The sequence below is a fragment of the Allomuricauda sp. M10 genome (assembly GCF_020782875.1).
Taxonomy (GTDB): domain Bacteria; phylum Bacteroidota; class Bacteroidia; order Flavobacteriales; family Flavobacteriaceae; genus Flagellimonas.
Window position 1 is genome coordinate 865,414 of the sequence record NZ_JAJGBN010000001.1, and the last position, 17,545, is coordinate 882,958.

At 42.6% G+C, this 17,545-nt stretch carries 20 protein-coding genes; 10 read left to right on the forward strand and 10 right to left on the reverse strand.

Annotated features, from left to right (window positions below; all coding sequences use genetic code 11):
* Nucleotides 1-300 precede the first annotated feature (300 nt).
* From LKX84_RS04060 to LKX84_RS04070, 3 genes are all read left to right on the forward strand, one after another.
* Complete coding sequence (locus LKX84_RS04060) at nucleotides 301-1,785, forward strand: potassium/proton antiporter (protein ID WP_228235831.1); 1,485 nt, start codon at nucleotides 301-303, stop codon at nucleotides 1,783-1,785.
* A gap of 35 nt (nucleotides 1,786-1,820) precedes the next feature.
* Nucleotides 1,821-2,183, forward strand: coding sequence for a hypothetical protein (locus LKX84_RS04065; protein ID WP_228235832.1), 363 nt, complete (start codon nucleotides 1,821-1,823; stop codon nucleotides 2,181-2,183).
* A gap of 97 nt (nucleotides 2,184-2,280) precedes the next feature.
* Nucleotides 2,281-2,766, forward strand: coding sequence for a hypothetical protein (locus LKX84_RS04070; RefSeq protein WP_228235833.1), 486 nt, complete (start codon nucleotides 2,281-2,283; stop codon nucleotides 2,764-2,766).
* A 62-nt stretch (nucleotides 2,767-2,828) separates the two neighbouring features.
* Here LKX84_RS04070 and LKX84_RS04075 read toward each other — a convergent pair whose 3' ends face one another.
* Together LKX84_RS04075 and LKX84_RS04080 are read right to left on the reverse strand one after the other, a co-directional pair.
* Nucleotides 2,829-3,842 carry a DUF4421 family protein gene (locus LKX84_RS04075; protein WP_228235834.1) on the reverse strand — a complete coding sequence of 338 codons (1,014 nt, stop codon included), beginning with the start codon at nucleotides 3,840-3,842 and terminating at the stop codon, nucleotides 2,829-2,831.
* Between the two features lie 66 nt (nucleotides 3,843-3,908).
* Nucleotides 3,909-4,292: a DoxX family protein gene (locus LKX84_RS04080; protein ID WP_228235835.1), complete on the reverse strand. Its 384-nt coding sequence runs from the start codon at nucleotides 4,290-4,292 to the stop codon at nucleotides 3,909-3,911.
* A 220-nt stretch (nucleotides 4,293-4,512) separates the two neighbouring features.
* Between LKX84_RS04080 and LKX84_RS04085 the strand changes: the two genes are divergently transcribed.
* Nucleotides 4,513-5,817, forward strand: coding sequence for an OmpP1/FadL family transporter (locus LKX84_RS04085; RefSeq protein ID WP_228235836.1), 1,305 nt, complete (start codon nucleotides 4,513-4,515; stop codon nucleotides 5,815-5,817).
* Between the two features lie 60 nt (nucleotides 5,818-5,877).
* On the opposite strand, the gene LKX84_RS04090 is transcribed toward LKX84_RS04085, so the two are convergent.
* Nucleotides 5,878-6,642: an exodeoxyribonuclease III gene (locus tag LKX84_RS04090; protein WP_228235837.1), complete on the reverse strand. Its 765-nt coding sequence runs from the start codon at nucleotides 6,640-6,642 to the stop codon at nucleotides 5,878-5,880.
* Nucleotides 6,643-6,804: 162 nt separating this feature from the next.
* Here LKX84_RS04090 and LKX84_RS04095 point away from each other — a divergent pair, with 162 nt between their 5' ends.
* Complete coding sequence (locus LKX84_RS04095; RefSeq protein WP_228235838.1) at nucleotides 6,805-8,517, forward strand: adenosylcobalamin-dependent ribonucleoside-diphosphate reductase; 1,713 nt, start codon at nucleotides 6,805-6,807, stop codon at nucleotides 8,515-8,517.
* 4 nt (nucleotides 8,518-8,521) lie between these two features.
* Here LKX84_RS04095 and deoD read toward each other — a convergent pair whose 3' ends face one another.
* The 4 genes from deoD to LKX84_RS04115 all read right to left on the reverse strand — a co-directional run bounded on the left by deoD (nucleotide 8,522) and on the right by LKX84_RS04115 (nucleotide 10,749).
* A complete protein-coding gene (deoD, locus tag LKX84_RS04100) occupies nucleotides 8,522-9,226 on the reverse strand; it encodes a purine-nucleoside phosphorylase (RefSeq protein ID WP_228235839.1) in 705 nt (234 codons plus the stop codon).
* A 9-nt stretch (nucleotides 9,227-9,235) separates the two neighbouring features.
* On the reverse strand, nucleotides 9,236-9,874 hold the full coding sequence (gene deoC / locus LKX84_RS04105; protein ID WP_228235840.1) for a deoxyribose-phosphate aldolase: 639 nt from the start codon (nucleotides 9,872-9,874) through the stop codon (nucleotides 9,236-9,238).
* 1 nt (nucleotide 9,875) lies between these two features.
* Nucleotides 9,876-10,280 (reverse strand): TerB family tellurite resistance protein, encoded by a 405-nt coding sequence (locus tag LKX84_RS04110; protein WP_228235841.1) that lies wholly within the window; start codon nucleotides 10,278-10,280, stop codon nucleotides 9,876-9,878.
* An 88-nt stretch (nucleotides 10,281-10,368) separates the two neighbouring features.
* Complete coding sequence (locus LKX84_RS04115) at nucleotides 10,369-10,749, reverse strand: hypothetical protein (protein WP_228235842.1); 381 nt, start codon at nucleotides 10,747-10,749, stop codon at nucleotides 10,369-10,371.
* A 135-nt stretch (nucleotides 10,750-10,884) separates the two neighbouring features.
* Here LKX84_RS04115 and LKX84_RS04120 point away from each other — a divergent pair, with 135 nt between their 5' ends.
* Genes LKX84_RS04120 through LKX84_RS04130 form a run of 3 tightly spaced genes read left to right on the forward strand, consistent with a single transcriptional unit; the run spans nucleotide 10,885 to nucleotide 13,435 of the window.
* Nucleotides 10,885-11,667: an MlaE family ABC transporter permease gene (locus LKX84_RS04120; RefSeq protein ID WP_228235843.1), complete on the forward strand. Its 783-nt coding sequence runs from the start codon at nucleotides 10,885-10,887 to the stop codon at nucleotides 11,665-11,667.
* A 27-nt stretch (nucleotides 11,668-11,694) separates the two neighbouring features.
* Entirely contained in the window at nucleotides 11,695-12,450 is a 756-nt protein-coding gene (locus LKX84_RS04125) for an ABC transporter ATP-binding protein (RefSeq protein WP_228235844.1), read from the forward strand.
* A 1-nt stretch (nucleotide 12,451) separates the two neighbouring features.
* On the forward strand, nucleotides 12,452-13,435 hold the full coding sequence (locus LKX84_RS04130; RefSeq protein ID WP_228235845.1) for an MlaD family protein: 984 nt from the start codon (nucleotides 12,452-12,454) through the stop codon (nucleotides 13,433-13,435).
* A 13-nt stretch (nucleotides 13,436-13,448) separates the two neighbouring features.
* Here the strand turns inward: LKX84_RS04130 and LKX84_RS04135 are convergent, their stop codons facing one another.
* Genes LKX84_RS04135 through LKX84_RS04145 form a run of 3 tightly spaced genes read right to left on the reverse strand, consistent with a single transcriptional unit; the run spans nucleotide 13,449 to nucleotide 16,478 of the window.
* On the reverse strand, nucleotides 13,449-14,126 hold the full coding sequence (locus LKX84_RS04135; protein ID WP_228235846.1) for an ABC transporter ATP-binding protein: 678 nt from the start codon (nucleotides 14,124-14,126) through the stop codon (nucleotides 13,449-13,451).
* A gap of 7 nt (nucleotides 14,127-14,133) precedes the next feature.
* On the reverse strand, nucleotides 14,134-15,396 hold the full coding sequence (locus LKX84_RS04140) for an ABC transporter permease (protein ID WP_228235847.1): 1,263 nt from the start codon (nucleotides 15,394-15,396) through the stop codon (nucleotides 14,134-14,136).
* Entirely contained in the window at nucleotides 15,393-16,478 is a 1,086-nt protein-coding gene (locus LKX84_RS04145) for an efflux RND transporter periplasmic adaptor subunit (RefSeq protein ID WP_228235848.1), read from the reverse strand. Before LKX84_RS04145 ends, LKX84_RS04140 begins: the two co-directional genes overlap by 4 nt.
* 185 nt (nucleotides 16,479-16,663) lie before the next feature.
* Here LKX84_RS04145 and LKX84_RS04150 point away from each other — a divergent pair, with 185 nt between their 5' ends.
* Nucleotides 16,664-17,155 (forward strand): hypothetical protein, encoded by a 492-nt coding sequence (locus tag LKX84_RS04150; RefSeq protein ID WP_228235849.1) that lies wholly within the window; start codon nucleotides 16,664-16,666, stop codon nucleotides 17,153-17,155.
* 16 nt (nucleotides 17,156-17,171) lie between these two features.
* Nucleotides 17,172-17,543, forward strand: coding sequence for a GerW family sporulation protein (locus LKX84_RS04155; RefSeq protein ID WP_228235850.1), 372 nt, complete (start codon nucleotides 17,172-17,174; stop codon nucleotides 17,541-17,543).
* Nucleotides 17,544-17,545 lie beyond the last annotated feature (2 nt).

The following is a 17,545-nucleotide window of genomic DNA, read 5'->3' on the forward strand; positions in this document are numbered from 1 at the left end:
TTTTGATTTTAACGATAAAAAAGTGCAGTTTATCGAATATTTTTTACCGTTTTTTGATTTAAAAACACCTAATATGCTGATTAACGGGATTATTGAACGGATAAACGAACACATTAGCACGATTTTCCTTGTGACAGTATTATGCCGACAGCCCCGAATTGGAACGATGAATAGGGCATTTTGGTGTACCTTCGCTATCGCAGAATTCGGTAGATTTTTAAGTGATACTTTTAGCATTATGCTTATCAGAAGTCTTCAATTAATAAAATTGTCCCGTAATAAAAAGCACGGAAAAGAAGAATGGATATCACCATAGAAAACATCATCTTGATCGGTTCGGTTTTGTTGCTCATCAGCATTATTGCCGGTAAGACCAGCTACCGTTTTGGTGTCCCTACTTTATTATTGTTCTTGGTCATAGGAATGTTGGCCGGGTCGGATGGTATCGGAGGCATTTACTTTGATAACCCTAAGATTGCTCAGTTTGTTGGAGTGGTATCCCTTAATTTCATTTTGTTCTCTGGTGGATTGGATACGAGTTGGCAATCTGTAAAGCCGGTATTGAAGGAAGGTGTTGCTCTTTCCACCTTGGGAGTTTTGCTCACGGCGATCGGCTTGGGATATTTTGTTTATTGGATAACCGATTTTGGTCTATATGAAAGTTTATTGTTAGGTGCAATTGTATCTTCAACAGATGCAGCAGCAGTATTTTCCATATTAAGGGGCAAGAATTTGGCCCTTAAAAAGAACCTGAGACCCACTTTGGAGTTGGAGAGTGGGAGTAATGACCCCATGGCCTATGTGCTCACCATCGCTTTTTTGTCGTTGGTGCAACATCCTGAAAAAGGAATATGGTCTGTTCTACCTTTATTTTTCCTTCAAATGGCAATAGGTGGTATTTCCGGTTTTCTATTTGGTAAATTGAGTAAGATTGTCATCAATAGGATAAAATTGGACTTTGAAGGTCTATATCCCGTGCTAACTATTGCTTTAATGTTTATGACATTTTCGGCAACGGATAGGATAGGAGGGAACGGATTCCTAGCCATTTACATCTGTTCAGTCTATCTGGGGAACCAAAACCTGATCCATAAAAAGACCATCATGCGGATGTTCGATGGTTTGGCGTGGCTTATGCAAATCGTTTTGTTCCTTACGCTTGGTCTATTGGTGTTTCCTTCCCAAATAGTTCCATTTATTGGAATTGGGCTGTTGATTTCATTGTTTTTGATTTTTGTGGCCAGACCTATTGCGGTATTCCTTTCGTTGTTGCCGTTCAGGATGAAACTCCGAAGACGATTCTACATTTCATGGGTAGGATTGAGGGGAGCCGTGCCTATAGTGTTTGCGACCTATCCGCTTTTGGCGGGAATTGATAAGGCTGATACTATTTTCAATATTGTATTCTTCGTGTCGCTTACTTCGGTACTCATTCAAGGAAGTACGTTGCCCATTGTTGCAAAATGGCTGCGTGTTGGGCTACCGGAAAAGGCCAAACCTTTATCCCCAACAGATGAACTCCTTATCGAACATCCAAAGGCGGTTATGAGAGAAATCAAAATTAAGGATGATGCTCCATCTGTGGGGCTTAAAATAGTAAACCTTGACTTTCCAAAGAATGCCATTATCGCCATGATCGAACGCGAAGGCAATTATTTGACCCCTAATGGTTCAACGGTGATAGAGGCCAATGACAAGTTGGTAGTCCTTACAGATAAACCAGAGGTGCTTGATAAAGTGTACACCTCTCTTTCCTTGCCAAAGGATGAACAGCCAATTGATTAAATAAGTACTTTTGTGCTTGCTTAGAAAGATATGCATTGAAGGCAATCAAAAACATACTATCCGTTTTTTTGTTACTGGCCATAAATGTGTCAACTTCAGTGGGTTACCAACCTAAGGAAACGGGTTCTTTTAGCATCAAGGAAAACTCACAAGATTGGTTTCGACCCGATAATTCTAACAACCACTTTGATCATGGTCTGCCTTCGGACCACACGATTAGTGTTGAGGCCATTACCTTCCAACCTTCCAACGGGGATACCGATCATGTATGGGCCATTCAAGTGGCACATGTACTTCATTTTAAAAATCTACTCACCAATCAAGTTGATAGGAATCTCCATTTTTCCATTGCACAACGGAAAATAGACCTATTATATCCCTTTCATTTTTTTTGGTGACATTTCCATGGACAGGTATTTAAAATACCGCCCCACCTTTTAACGTGGTTATAGGTGGATTTTACCTATATCAATTATTTATTAAATATACGTTTCCATGGAATTAGGAACATCGATCATGGGGTTGTTTGCAATAGCCCTGTTCGTATTGCCAGTGGTAATATTGAGCAAAAGCAGAAAAAATAAAGAGAAAGAATTGTTGGTTGGATTGAACGCAATGGCGTCTTCAAGCAATAACGACATTGGAATAGCGGATTATGGGATGGAATTTGCCATTGGCCTTTCCAAATCAAAAACCCATGTGTTCTTTTATAAAAAAAGCAAAACACAAGAGATCAGAACAACCATCCTTTTGGATCAGGTTCAAAAATGTGTGCCGGAACTTACCAAGCGCAAGATCAGGACCAAAAATGGCACTGAATCCGTAATCGATAAAATAGAGCTGTTGTTCTTTTTCAAGGACAAAAGTTTGAATGTAAAACGATTGGAGCTTTTCAATTCAGATGAATACTCGCAGATCAATGGCGAAATAGAGCTTATTGAAAAATGGACTCCCTTAATAAATGGATCTTTGGCTGCGTAAGGCGGTAACGTCTAAATAATATAGGCCCTGGGGAATAGCCCGGGGCCTTATATAATTACACGTCAAGGATGGAATAGCTTTTTGACTGCTTTGGGCGGTTCTAGACGATACCCAACATAAAGCAAACCATAAAATTGGTCGGTCTCTACACTGGTTGAAGCATCTTCATTGTACCAATCTGCGCTTACATTTACATTGATGCCGAATATGACTTTTTCCGAACTGAACCCCAAGTTGATGCCTCCAGACAGTTGCTTGGTAAAATAGGTATTCCTTTCTGTTTCTGTAGCCGTGTCCGTTGGTGATTCATATTTTGAGGTTTTAATGCCTAACGACGGAGAGACATTACCGGACAGAAACCAGTTCTGGTGCAAAACCCATGTATAATAATAAGCAGGGGCCAAGCGCACATTGAAGAACTTTTCTTTGGCTTCCACACTTTCTTCATTCAATGTAAGAATGGAGTAATCATAAAATAGGGAAGCTACCAAACTACCACTACTTTTTCTTTGCCATTCATTTTGATACACAATGTTTCGGTATGAAAAATTGGGGTTGAACACATAGGAAGTAGACATGCCATAAATGGAATTGCTCAGGTCATTGAACTGAAGATAGGGGTCAATTCCCTGGGACCAGCCCGGGACAAAATCCGAAGTATTCCGAACATAATACCCATTGGTCCTGCTATAGGATATGCCTTGAACCCACTTGCCAAAAAAGAACCGGAAATTGTAATCGGTAAAACTAGTGGAACCTTTTAGGTCTTCATCGGCATTGGCACCTAAAAATTTCGGAACCAAACCTACACTCACCCCGATAAACTCATAATCCAAGGAAAGGAACATCCGATAACGACTATTGGGAACCAAATGGAGTTGGGACCCGTCTTCTCTGTTTTTGTACTTAAATGCATCCGTTCGGGTGTCCAAATTGGCTTTTAGAATAATTTTATCCGCATAATTGATGATGTATGTGGTGTCATTCTGAGCCTGTATGGAACCTATCCACAGACACATACCCCAAGTCCAACCCAAGAAAAGAGATTTTTTCCAAAAATTGATTACGGTTCTCATCGAACCACAAGATACACAGCAAATTCCAATCCCCGTGCTATTTCTTTTTATCGGGATTACATTTATTTACAACTTAAGAAAAGGAATTTCTTTTCTGTTTTTCCAAAGTAGAATCACACAGAACACAAAGGTAATCAAGGCCAGAATGAAAAGGGTGCCGCCATCATTTTGTACCACAATGCCTAATTTGGTAAGATGTGAAAATAGGGCACCGCTCATGATGCCAACACCTAATAGTGCACCCATCCAAGTAGTTTTAGGAATAAGGAGGAGTATGGCCACGATTAATTCCAATACGCCAAGTCCAATCCTCCCATAAGGCTCCAAACCCAAGGTGGAAAAAATATAAACGGACTCGGGTGCTGCTGAAAATTTGAAGTATAAGGTTTGTAACAGGATGACTGCGGGCACCGCACGCAAGGCCAAATTAAGGATGGATTTAAAATTCATGACGAAGGTTTTTACTTGATATGCTGTTTTAGTCGGAAGATTTTGGAAATGTTAACGCTTTCATCTTGAAGTCTTGTACCATTGTTAAGAGTGACATTTATCATACAATTTTGAGCCTTTTGTGCGTAGGTTTGTGACCAGTATCAACTTTACAGCAATTGGTGCTTGTTCACATTGGCAAAACAGGTGAAAAAGTCATTTACTGTCTAAATCTGTTCAAATGAAAAATTTCTTCTTTTTATTGTGCGCCTACTTCTTTTCAACAGCAATGTTCTCCCAGGCGGGGCACATTATGCAAGGGGTGGGTTCGGTGAATATGTCCATGGGTGGAGCGGCTACCGCTCAGCCCCTAGATATTTCGGGAGCATTACATTGGAACCCGGCCACCATTTCGACCTTTGACGACACGATCCTAAAATTGGATCTTGGCTTGTTCTTCTCCTCTCCGGAGTTGAGTTCCACTGTTCCTGAATTTGATGGTGAGGGACAACCCACCGGAAATTTTTATAGTGGCACTACTGAAGATGATCGAGGTGTTTCCCCAATGCCCGCATTGGCCATGGTTTGGGGCAAGCCAGAGAGTAAACATACCTTTGGCGCTTCCATTTTTGGAATTAGTGGATTTGGTGTGACATTCCCTGAAAGTATGACCAACCCTATCAACATGCCACAGAGCATGGGAGGTTTTGGCAGGGTGGAATCTGATTATATGTTGCTACAAATTGGATTGGCATGGGCCTACGAGTTGACCGATGAACTCTCTATCGGTATTCAGCCGACCCTTGATTATGCCGCATTGGAATTGATGCCCAACCCAACGGCAAATCCAACCCAAGCAGGATATCCTTCAACAGATAAAGCTTCTGCAATTGGGTTCGGTGGACAAGTAGGTATTTTCTATAATTCTTCATCAGGCATAAAAGCTGGGGTGTCCTATAAAACTACCCAGAGTTTTGGGGATTTTGAATTGGACAACACCTACTTGGATGGCACCACTAGCACCAACACCTTTAATATGGATTATCCTGCCATTTTATCATTTGGTTTGGGCTATTCGTTGGGTACCATTGATGTGGCCGTGGATTATAGGATCGTGGATTACGAGAACACTGATGGTTTTTCAACCGTGGGCTGGACCCAAACCGCTTCCGTTCAAGGTTTTGGATGGAAGAACATCAACATTGTTTCAGCAGGATTGCAATACAAAGGAATCAACAAGATGCCGATCAGGGTGGGCTATACCTATAGTTCCAACCCAATTGATAGTGATGTGGCCTTTTTCAACATTCCTGCCACTGCGATTATCAAAAACGCCTTTCAAGTGGGATTGAGTTATCAGTTCAGTGAAAAATTCACTTTGGATGCCCTTTATCATTATGGTACCAGCGGTGGTTCCACATCCGGACCTTTGTTGAATCCTCAATTCGCACAAGCGTATCCTCCTTATGGAGCCATTCCCGGTAGCGAGGTTTCCTATGATATGACCACTTCCATGATCGGAATTGGTGCCTCAATCAAATTATGAGATAACGGAAAATAACCGACCAACACAAGAAAGCCCCCAAATTTGGGGGCTTTTCATTTTTTATAGTTCAATGTCCAAAGCAATGGGGCAGTGGTCCGAACCCATTACATCCGGATAAATTTCTACGGATTTTACTTTTTCCATTAAAGAGGGACTGACCAGAAAATAATCGATACGCCAACCCACATTGCGCTCCCTTGATTTAAAACGGTAGCTCCAGTACGTGTAGGCCTCCTTGCCTGGATGCAATTGTCGGAACGAATCCACAAAACCGGAGTTCAAAAAATTATCCATTCCATCAATTTCGATTTGGGTATACCCCGCAGTCTTGTTGTAATTTGATTTATCATTTTTGAGGTCAATAGGGCGATGCGCTACATTGAAATCCCCACAAACGATTACCGGCTTGGTGGCTTCTAGATTTTTCAAATAGGCCAAAAAGTCGGCATCCCATATTTTTCTGTAATCCAAACGGTCCAATTGCTGCCCTGAGTTGGGCACATAAACGTTCACCAAATAAAAATGATCATACTCCGCACATTGGATCCTGCCTTCGGAGTCATGTTCGGACACACCCATGTCATTTTTAATGGAAAGAGGTTTTGCCTTACTGAGAATGGCGGTGCCGGAATATCCTTTTTTTTCAGCCGAGTTGAAATAGGAAGTATAGCTGTTCATGGTGGAAAGCTCATTTTCTACTTCATGGTCCTGTGCTTTCGTTTCTTGCAGACAAAGGATATCAGGGTTTAGACTCTTGATGTTTTCAAAAAAATCTTTTTTGACAACGGCCCTGATACCGTTCACGTTCCAAGTGATGATGCGCATGGTCTTCGTTTTAAACTTTCAGGATAAAGATAGCCAAATAGGATGTGATCGGAAAGTGCGGAACAGTTTCAAAAGTGAATAAAATAAGATATTGTACTGACTACGATCATAGCGTTAAAATGAAATACAGGGTACATTTAATTGGTTTTAGTTTGAAATAAAATGAAACTTTCCCAAAATGCTGTTCAATTGCTTGAAGCTCGGTATTTGTATCGAAATTCAGATGGGCAGATTGTGGAATCTCCCGAACAACTTTTTCAACGGGTAGCCAGTCACATTGCCAGTGTTGAAGAAGATCAAGGCAAATGGTCGAAGGTATTTTATGAGCTACTGACCAGACTTCATTTTTTGCCCAATTCGCCCACCTTGATGAATGCCGGCCTACCAAACGGACAGTTGAGCGCCTGTTTTGTGTTACCTGTGGAAGATAGTCTGGATAGCATTTTTTCAACCTTAAAGAATATGGCCTTGATCCATCAAAGTGGAGGGGGAACCGGTTATAACTTTTCAAAACTCCGGCCACAAGGAGATACGGTTTCTTCCTCAGGTGGAATTTCCCCTGGGCCTTTGGCCTTTATCAAAGTGTATGATGCGGCCACCGAGCAAGTGAGGCAAGGAGGAAAAAGACGGGGTGCAAACATGGGTATCTTGAATGTGGACCATCCGGATATTGAGGAATTCATTACCGCAAAAACGGAAGGGGATGAACTCCGAAATTTTAATCTTTCCGTTGGAATCTCGGATGCTTTTATGGAAGCAGTACAGGATGATGGTTTGTGGAATTTGATCAATCCACGGACACAAAAAGTGATGAAATCCATAAAGGCTCAGGAACTTTGGGATTTGATCGTATCCAGGGCGTGGGCCACGGGGGACCCGGGACTGATATTTTTAGATATCATCAACAAACACAACCCATTATTGAAGAAAGGGCCCATCTTGAGTACAAACCCTTGTGGGGAGGTTCCATTGTTCGAATATGAAAGTTGCAACCTTGGTTCCTTGAACTTTTCCAAAATGGTCAAGTTGGAAAACAACAAATGGCGAATGGATTGGGATACTTTGGAGCATGACTGTAACTTGGCCGTCCGATTTTTGGACAATGTCATTTCTGCTAACCATTATTTACTTCCTCAAATTGAAACTGAGACCAAAAACAACCGAAAAATTGGATTGGGCATAATGGGCTGGGCGGAATTATTGATTCTTTTGGATATTCCTTATGCATCCGATGAAGCTGTGGAACTGGCAGGGCGAATGATGCAGTTTATACAGACCAAAAGTTATCAGGCATCCCGAACATTGGCTTTAGAGAGAGGCAATTTTCCAAATTGGAAAGAGAGTAGTTTTTATCCTGATTCTCCCATGAGAAATGCCACCTGCAACAGTATAGCGCCCACTGGAAGTATCTCCGTGATTGCCGATACGTCCTATTCCATTGAACCGCTATATGCCTTGGCGTATCGTCGGGTAGGAATTTTGGATGACCAAACGCAAATGGAAGTGAACCCTATATTTGTAATGAAGATGAGGCAACTGGGTCTTTGGAATGAAAAATTGCAAACCGAAGTATTGACCACTGGTAGTATTCAACATTTAGATGCCATTCCAAAGGAAATGAGAAAATGCTTCAAGACCAGTTTGGAGATTCCATGGAAATATCATTTGCTGCATCAACAGGCATTTCAAAAGTATACGGACAATGCCGTGTCCAAAACTATCAATTTGCCCAATGATGTAGATACTTTGACCATTTCTGAAATTTACCGCACCGCTTGGGAATTCGGGTTAAAGGGAATCACGGTGTATCGTGATGGAAGTAAGACCAACCAAGTACTTCAGGCTTGCCACTTGAACAAAAGTGCCAATTGTTGACTTTTTAAGAAATGGCGGCAGCCAAGGCAATTTCCACCATATCCGTAAAAGAGGTCTCCCGTTCCTTTGGAGTCAATTTGTCTCCGGTGACCAACGAATCTGAAATGGTCAGAATGGTCAATGCCTTGATATTGTATTTGGCCGCGATGGTATAGAGTCCCGCAGTTTCCATTTCCACACAGAGAATGCCATATTGTGCCCAAAGCTTGTATTCCTCGGGATCGTCGCCATAGAATTCATCGGAAGAAAGAATGTTGCCCGCTTTTATGGGAATGTTGTTTTCCTCAGCATAGTTCACCGCTTTTTGGAACAGCTCAAAATCTGCTGTTGGGGAATAATCCGAATTAAGGAACCTAGAATTGTTCATGCCCGAAGTAGTGGAGGCCGCCATGGCCAAGACCACATCGTTCACTTTTACATCTGCCTGATATGAACCTGCCGAACCAACCCGAATGATGTTTTTTACCCCATAATCTTTGATGAGCTCATGAAAATAGATCATGGAGGAAGGCATGCCCATTCCGCTGCCCTGCACGGAAACAAGATGTCCTTTGTAGGTGCCTGTGTATCCCAACATTCCCCTGATCCGATTGTAACAGACGGGATTCTCCAAAAAGGTTTCGGCGATCCATTTGGCTCGAAGGGGATCGCCCGGCATCAGTACAGTTTCTGCAATTTCACCTTTTTCTGCTTCTATATGTATGCTCATCGTTTTGGTTTATTGCATTAATGTGGGGCCGGATGAGGTTCCTATCCTGGAAACACCCAATTCAATATATTGTAATGCAGTCTGCTTATCCTTGATGCCGCCAGACGCTTTTATTTTTGCATTGTTCCCGACTATTTTTTTCATCAAAATGACATCTTCCACCGTAGCACCACCACTGCCAAAACCTGTGGAGGTTTTTACAAAGTCGGCACCAGCTTTAACGGATAGGGTGCAGGCAATTTCCTTCTCAGCTTCCGTGAGGTAGCAGGTTTCCAGGATTACTTTTAGAACTTTGTCGCCAATGGCCATTTTAATGGCTTTGATCTCGTCTCGTACTGCATCCAACCTTCCTGATTTTAACCAACCCACATTTAGGACCATATCAATTTCATCCGCACCGTTTTTCACACAATCCTTGGCTTCAAAGACTTTGGATTGTGTGGACATGGCTCCCAAGGGAAATCCGATAACCGCGGCCAATTTTACGTTCGAGTTTTTCAAGGCTGATGTTGCCAATGGCACATGGCAACCATTGATGCAAACAGCATAAAAGCCATACATTTTGGCCTCTTCGCACAACTTTTGAATATCCTCGGTTGTGGCTGTCGGCTTTAGGTTGGTATGATCGATATAGTCAGCTACATTCATTTTAATGGGCGAACAACTTTTCAAGCTCTACCAGCATCAACATTTCAGAGCTGTTTTTACCCGCAAAGGAGCTAGCAATGGATTCAGCCGTTTCCATGATCAATTTTTTTAATGCTGGCGTAAATTTTTCAGGATGGTCCTTGTAAAATTCCTTGAACTGGTCAAAATATTCATTCCCGTCCATTTCCTCTTCTTCCAACCAATCAAAAACTGTTTCAATCTGGTAGGCAGCATCGGATTGAAATTCATCCTCCACTTGATCCACATCCAACCAATATTGTCTCACATATTTTCGGACCCTTTCGGTTTCAACGGCCCTTACCTGATTGTCGGCCATGGCCACAGCATAAAATAACTTACCAAGGTTCTGGTAAAATTCATTTCCTATTCTCTCTGAATTGAGCATCTTTTAAAATTTTGTATCCCATAAAAGTACAATCAATGCCGTATTTATGAATAGGACATTGGTCATTTTTTTGATTTAGGTTGCATTTCTAATTACTTCTTCGCGTTACTGTTTTGTTGCTACGCCCCCTGTTGGCGTTGTTTTCTTGGTGGTAACGTTGGATGTCATCCTCTGTATAATTGCGTACTCTTTCGTAGCGATAGCGGTTCAGGTCTTGACTGCGATATCGGCTGGGCAATTCCCGATGCCTTACCCAAATACCTCCATCCAAATAGATATAGGTTCTGGAGGACAGATCATAATATATACTGATATCTGGAAAGAAAACATAACGAACGGTTTCCACGCGATGTGGATAAAACCATGGAGGTGGTGGATCTCCCAAACGTGCGGAGACGAGGACAGGGCCACAAGCTTGCACAACTAGAAGAACAAACAAGACCAGCGGAAATAAAATGAACTTTTTCATGGCGAAACTATTTAACACAACAAGGTAGGGCAGCGGGGCTATTCGAGTAAATGATCTAGGTCATTCCAAGAAGTTTTGGTTTGGATTAGTTTTAATATCCTAATATGGGCCAGAGGATTCATATTAATGGCGATTATGGATGTCAAGTTCAACATGGTCCAAAAGACCAAGCATTTTTTTGAAGAGATCGGAGATCTTTCCTTTTTTGCGGCACGATTTTTTAAACAGGCCGTAAACCCACCGTTTGAGTTCAAAGAACTGTTGAGACAATGTTATCAGGTAGGAAACAGATCCTTATTATTGGTAATGACCACGGGATTTATCATCGGTTTGGTACTGACCTTGCAAACCCGGCCCACCTTGATCGAGTTCGGGGCGGTTTCTTGGATGCCGAATATGGTGGGTATCTCCATAGTCAGGGAAGTGGGACCCGTGATCACGGCCTTGATCTGTTCCGGTAAAATCGCTTCTGGTTTTGGAGCCGAATTGGGTTCCATGAAAGTAACCGAACAGATTGATGCCATGGAAGTATCCGGTACCAATCCCTTTAAATATTTGGTGGTCACCAGAATTCTGGCCGCAACGCTCATGTTGCCTTTATTGGTCATTTTTGGGGATTTGATTGCCTTGTATGGTTCTTCCTTGGTTGAATTCTTCAAGGGAAATGTTTCGTTCCGATTGTATTTCAACAAAGTTTTTGAAGCCCTGTCCTTTGGGGATTTGATCCCTGCCACTATCAAATCTTTCTTTTTTGGCTTTGTGATTGGTCTCACAGGCTGTTATAAAGGGTATAAAACGGGTAGGGGAACCGCAGGGGTTGGCATTGCCGCCAATACAGCGGTGGTCATGGCTTCGTTGTTGCTTTTTGTGGTGGATTTTGTAGCCGTATTCGTTTCTGATATTTTTTACGAACTGTAAATGGAGACTCAAAATAAAATAGCACAAATGAAAGAGGCCATGGCCTCGGAAGAAATCGTCATCAAGATTGAAAATCTTTGTAAACGCTTTGGAAACAATGAAGTTTTGAAGGGGTTCAATATGGTTTTGAAGAAAGGCGAAAATCTGGTGGTCATGGGAAAATCGGGTTCAGGAAAGTCGGTGATGATCAAATGTTTGGTAGGACTTATAGGGCCTGATAGTGGTATAATTGAGGTATTGGGGAAGGAAATTGACCAACTTGACCAAATGGAACTGGACGAGCTCCGTTCCGATATCGGTTTTCTATTTCAGGGAAGTGCCTTGTATGATTCCATGACGGTGCGTGAAAATCTGGAATTTCCCATGCGCAGGCATCGCAAAAAGTTTGAAGGCACCACAGATACCCTTCCTTTGGTTAGGGAAGCTTTGGAGAATGTTGGATTGGCCCATACCATGGATTTGATGCCCGCAGAACTTTCGGGAGGGATGAAAAGGAGAGTGGCCCTGGCACGTGCCATTATCCTAAAACCGAAATTGATCTTGTACGATGAACCCACCAGTGGTTTGGATCCCATTACGGCAAAGGAAATTATTGAGCTCATGCGGAGCATTCAAAAGAAATATGGCACTTCGGCATTGATCATTACCCACGATGTGGATTGTGCCAGGGTCATTTCTGAACGGATGATCTTATTGGTAGAAGGGGTCAATTATGCGGAAGGAACCTATGAAGAGCTGATTCGTTCCCAGGACCCAAAGGTAAATGCATTTTTTAAAAAGTGATATGGCAAACAAGACTTCCATACAGAACATGAAACTGGGCCTCTTTGTGGTGTTGGGCACCCTTTTGGTCTTAGTGGCGTCCTATCTCATCGGAAATAGGCAAAATATGTTCGTGCAAAACTTTTCGGTGAATGCCGTCTTCAAGAATGTGAACGGATTGCAAGTAGGGAACAATGTTCGGTTTTCAGGAATCAACATCGGAACAGTAGATAAAATTGATATGCTCAACGATACGACCATCGTGGTCCAAATGAAAGTGGAGAAAAAAATGAGGGAACATATCAGAAAAAATGCCATTGCCACCATTGGTTCCGACGGTTTGGTGGGCAGTATGCTCGTCAACATTGTGCCAGGGGTAGGGGAAGCGGTTTCAGTTGAGGATGGTGATCGATTGGAATCGTACAGTAGGATTTCATCCCAGAACATGTTGAACACCCTAAGTGTGACCAACGAGAATGCCGCTTTGCTCACTTCCGATCTATTGAGGGTTACCCAATCTTTGACCGAAGGTAAGGGAACTTTGGGTAAATTGTTGAATGATACCAAAATGGCAGATGATCTGGAGCAGACTATCATCAATCTGAAATACAGCAGTGAAAAGGTCAGTCAAACGTTGGATGATTTACAAATATTGATGAAAGGAGCACAATCCGATCAAACCATTACAGGCATGCTGCTTTCGGATAGTATATCGGCACAAAAACTCAAAAATATCCTCATCAACCTTGACAGTTCAAGTATTGAAATCAATAGAACGGCCCAAAACCTGAACCAATGGGTGGGTGAAATCAAGAATGGGCAAGGTGCCCTTCAACTGGTGACCCAGGATACCGTTTTGGCCAATCAACTCATGAGAACCATGCAGAACATTGAAGAAGGGACCGAAAAATTCAATGAAAACATGGAGGCCCTAAAACATAATTTTTTGACCCGAGGTTATTTTCGAAAATTGGAAAAAGAACAGAAAAAAGCCAACGAAAATTGAGATTGATCTTGATCTAGGGATTCAGGATCATCCCATCTTCCATTTGGATGATACGATCGGTACGTTTGGCAAAATCCTCGTCATGGGTCACCACCAAAAGGGATAATCCCTGTTGTTCCTTCAGATTTTTAAAAATATTGAATACGTTTTCCGAGTTGTGACTGTCCAGATTCCCCGTGGGTTCATCGCCCATCAAAATGGTGGGATTGTTGATCAATGCGCGTGCAATGGCTACTCGCTGTTTTTCTCCACCTGATATTCTGGATGCTCTTTGGTCCGCTAGATGTCCAATATGCAACATCTCCAACTTTTCATGCGCATCCTTTTCAATTTGTGCATTCGTTTTTTCTGCCAGTTTTTTGGCAGGAAGCATCACGTTTTCCAACACACTGAATTCGGAAAGTAAATAGTGGAACTGAAATACAAAACCGATATTTTTATTACGGATTCGCGATAACTGTTGCTGGGTCTTCCCGGTAATCAGTTCATTATTGAGGTACAACTCGCCCGAATAATCGGTATCCATAGTGGATAAAATGTAGAGCAAGGTAGATTTTCCCGAACCGGACTTTCCCATAATGGTGGCAAATTCCCCTTTCTTCACCCCAAACGTGATATCCCTTAGCACATGGAAATCCTTGGGCTTGTGAAAATGCTTGTCAATATTTCTCGCTTCGAGTACGTAGTCCATGACGTTTTTAGGTTCCCCTAATGATTTTTACCGGATCTATTTTTCTGGCCCTATTGGAGGGCAGGTATCCGGCAATAAAGGTTGATAAAAGGGCAAAGGTGATTCCGATCACATAGTATGCAGGGTTGTAATTTACAGGATATGTGGTGATGGTGGGCAAGGCTTCCGTTTCAAAAGGGGCATGGTCAATGGCACGGGAAAGTGCAAACCCGATCAACAATCCAAGTAATCCGCCTAGGAACCCGATAATCATGGCCTGCGCCATAAAGATGAGTTGTACATCCCTTCCAGAAAACCCGGTTGCCTTTAAAATGGCAATGTCCTTCATTTTTTCATAGATGAGCATGTTCAAAATGTTGTAAATGCCAAACCCGGCGACGATCAAAAGGGTAATGGAAACGGCATAGGTGATGAGGTTCCGGATGTTGGAGCCGGTTTCGAACTGTGCATTGGCTTCGTTTATGTCGATGGCCTTGGTTTTGAATTGGGTTTCCAACTGCCTTGCCATCGGTTCTGCCTGGACAATGTCCACCAATTTGATATTGATGTCCGTGACATAATTTTCGGCTTCGCCTAAAATCCGTTGTACGGTCTTTAAATTGGCAAAACTCTGTGAATCATCAATTTCCGCAATACCACTTTGATAAATACCTACAATCTTCAAGGGGAAAATGTTTCCGGACACGGTACTGATCTGAACCCGATCGCCTACGTGTAGCGACATTTTTTTGGCCAATCCGGCTCCCAATAAAATGCCATTGTCGTTATTTTTCAGTGCTTCGGGAGTACCTTCCACAATATTGTCCTGGATGTTGGAGAGACGGACTTCCTCCATAATGTCCACGCCCACCAAATTGCCGCCCAATTCAATGGAACCTGACAAATAGAATATCTGTGCCCGAAGTTGCGGCGTGGCCCCTCTTACATTGGGATGTTTTTTGAGGTAATCCAAGATGGGCAGGGCATTGTGAATCTTCTTTTGGTTCTGTTTAGGTTTTATGGAATGCACCATGTTGAATGCATCCTTGAATTCGCCATAAAGGGAAATGGGTTGATGGTCCGATGGACGTATTTCATTATAAACATGGATATGGGGCGTTTGGTTGAGCACCAGATCGTCAAGCATCCCGTTGAGTCCGGTCATGAAACTCACCAAAGTGATGTAGGCACCAATACCAAAGGTAACGCCCAAAGTTGCGGTGGCCGTAGACTTCATTTTGGTCAGCAAATGGGTCTTGGCAATCCCTAATATGACGCTCCAATTGGTCATGGTTCAGGTTTGTAGATGGCTGTTTTTTCGGTGATACCGCTCAGGATTTCAACCTTATCCAAGTTTTGCAATCCGAGGGTGACTTCGATTTCACCTTCATCGGTGATCACTTTGGAGCCATCAATGAGAAATTCTTTCGGGATGGTGAGCGTTTTTGCTTTCTCGGCGATGATGATGTTGCCTTCACCCGAAAGCCCGGGATATAAAGTGGTGGGCGGATCCACGAACCATGCTTCAACCTTAAAGGTTTGGGAACGTTCATCCTTTCGTGGATAGATTTTGTGCAAGGTGGCTTCAAACACTCTCGAATTATAGGAATCCAAGGTGATGAACACCCGTTGCCCCAATTTCAACTTTACAATATCCACCTCGTCCACCAACAGTTCCACAATAAAGGTATCGCTGCGGCCAACGGCAGCAACGGGCTCCACAGTGTTCACTATTTCACCAGGATTTTTGTAAATGGCATAGACCTTCCCATCTATTTTGCTGGTAATCGTAAAATCCTCGGTTGTGGTCAAAGAGGTTTGATAATTGTTCTGGGCCTGACGCAATTGGGTTTCCAACTCATTTTTGGATTGTTGGTATTTCTTTTTGAGCAGTTTTAAATTGTTTTGGGAAAGTTCAAAGGCCAACTTCCGGTTGTCGAACTCCACCTTGGAACCGATATTTTGGTCCCATAGATTTTTTTGACGGTAATAGTTGACGGAATCGTTTTGGAGTTTTAGTTCCGCTGCTTGGATTTCATCTGCAATACTGTGGAGCACAGCGGCATTCCCATTATAATTTTCCTTGGCCAATTGCAGGGCCAACTTGGCATTTTCAAGATTGAGTTCCGGGGAGGTGTTCGTGATTTGCAGTATTCGGTCCCCTTTGTGGACTTCATCACCTTCTTCTACCCAAACACGGTCCAAAATACCCATAACGATTGAGTAGGCTTGGTACAGGCTATCCGGCTGAACGGTGGCCGAGGCATAGACCGATTCGGTCAACGGCATGGATTGGGGATAGGTTTTTTCCCTTTTCTTGCCACAGGAGAACAAAACGGGGAAAATGAGCAAAAGCAGTATCGAATGTTTCATGATGAACATCGTGATTGAACCTTCAAATTACTAATAAAAAACACAACTAAAACATGAGATGGGTCAGGTTGCTTCTATCCTTTTCAAATAGCTTATTTACAAGGATTTTTTCATAAAAGGGACTGCCATGACGCAGATCATTGCATTTGGAAGCCTTTCCTTTTTCCTTTGCAACAAAAAAGCGAATGATACTATATGCTCTGATATTGTTCGTTGTGCTGCTCATCCTCGGGTTGCTCTTTGTGCCGATCCAAATTTATATCGATACGGATACTGCACGGTACTTTTTTAGGTTGAAAGGACTCTTAAAATTTAGTCTGGAACCTGACGAAAAGGAAATTATAAGGGCTCGTATGAGGTTTTTGTGGATAGACCGCAGTTTTTATCCTCTGACCAAACCTTTTAAAACAAAAAAGGACCCAACTAAGGAGAAAAAAAGAAGTGCAGGAAGAAGGTTGGGGTTCCGGAAAATATTCCGAGTCCTAAAATCTTTTGAGGTACGGGAATTTATCTGGGATTTGGATACAGGGGATTATATCACCAATGCCAAAATGTATCCCGCTTTTGCATTTCTGAATCGGTACCGAGGGCATTTCAACATCAACTTTCAGGACAGGAACCATTTACGGGTGGACTTGCGCAACAGGCCCATCTGGATCATAAAAGCAATTGTATAACAGTAAATTAAAGGTCATGGATTTACATTTTGAAGAATTATTGAACAAGGTCACGGACTTTATTAAAACAGAGGCCAAGACCGAAACTATTATCGGGGAGCCCTTCCAATTGGGAGAATTTAAGTGTGTTCCCGTAATCAAGGTAGGTATGGGATTTGGCTCCGGAGGAGGCGAGGGGGTCGAAGGTAAGATGAAAAAAGGCGAAGGAGTCGGGGCAGGAGCCGGTATCGGTATCCAGCCCATCGGGTTTTTGGTAACCAAGGGAGATGAGATTTCATTCTTGGAAGCAGGTAAAACACATGGTTTGGCCGCAGCATTTGAAAAAGTGCCCGATTTGATCGAACGCATTGTCAAGGAACGCAACAGAAAAGAAGAAGTTGTAGCATAATA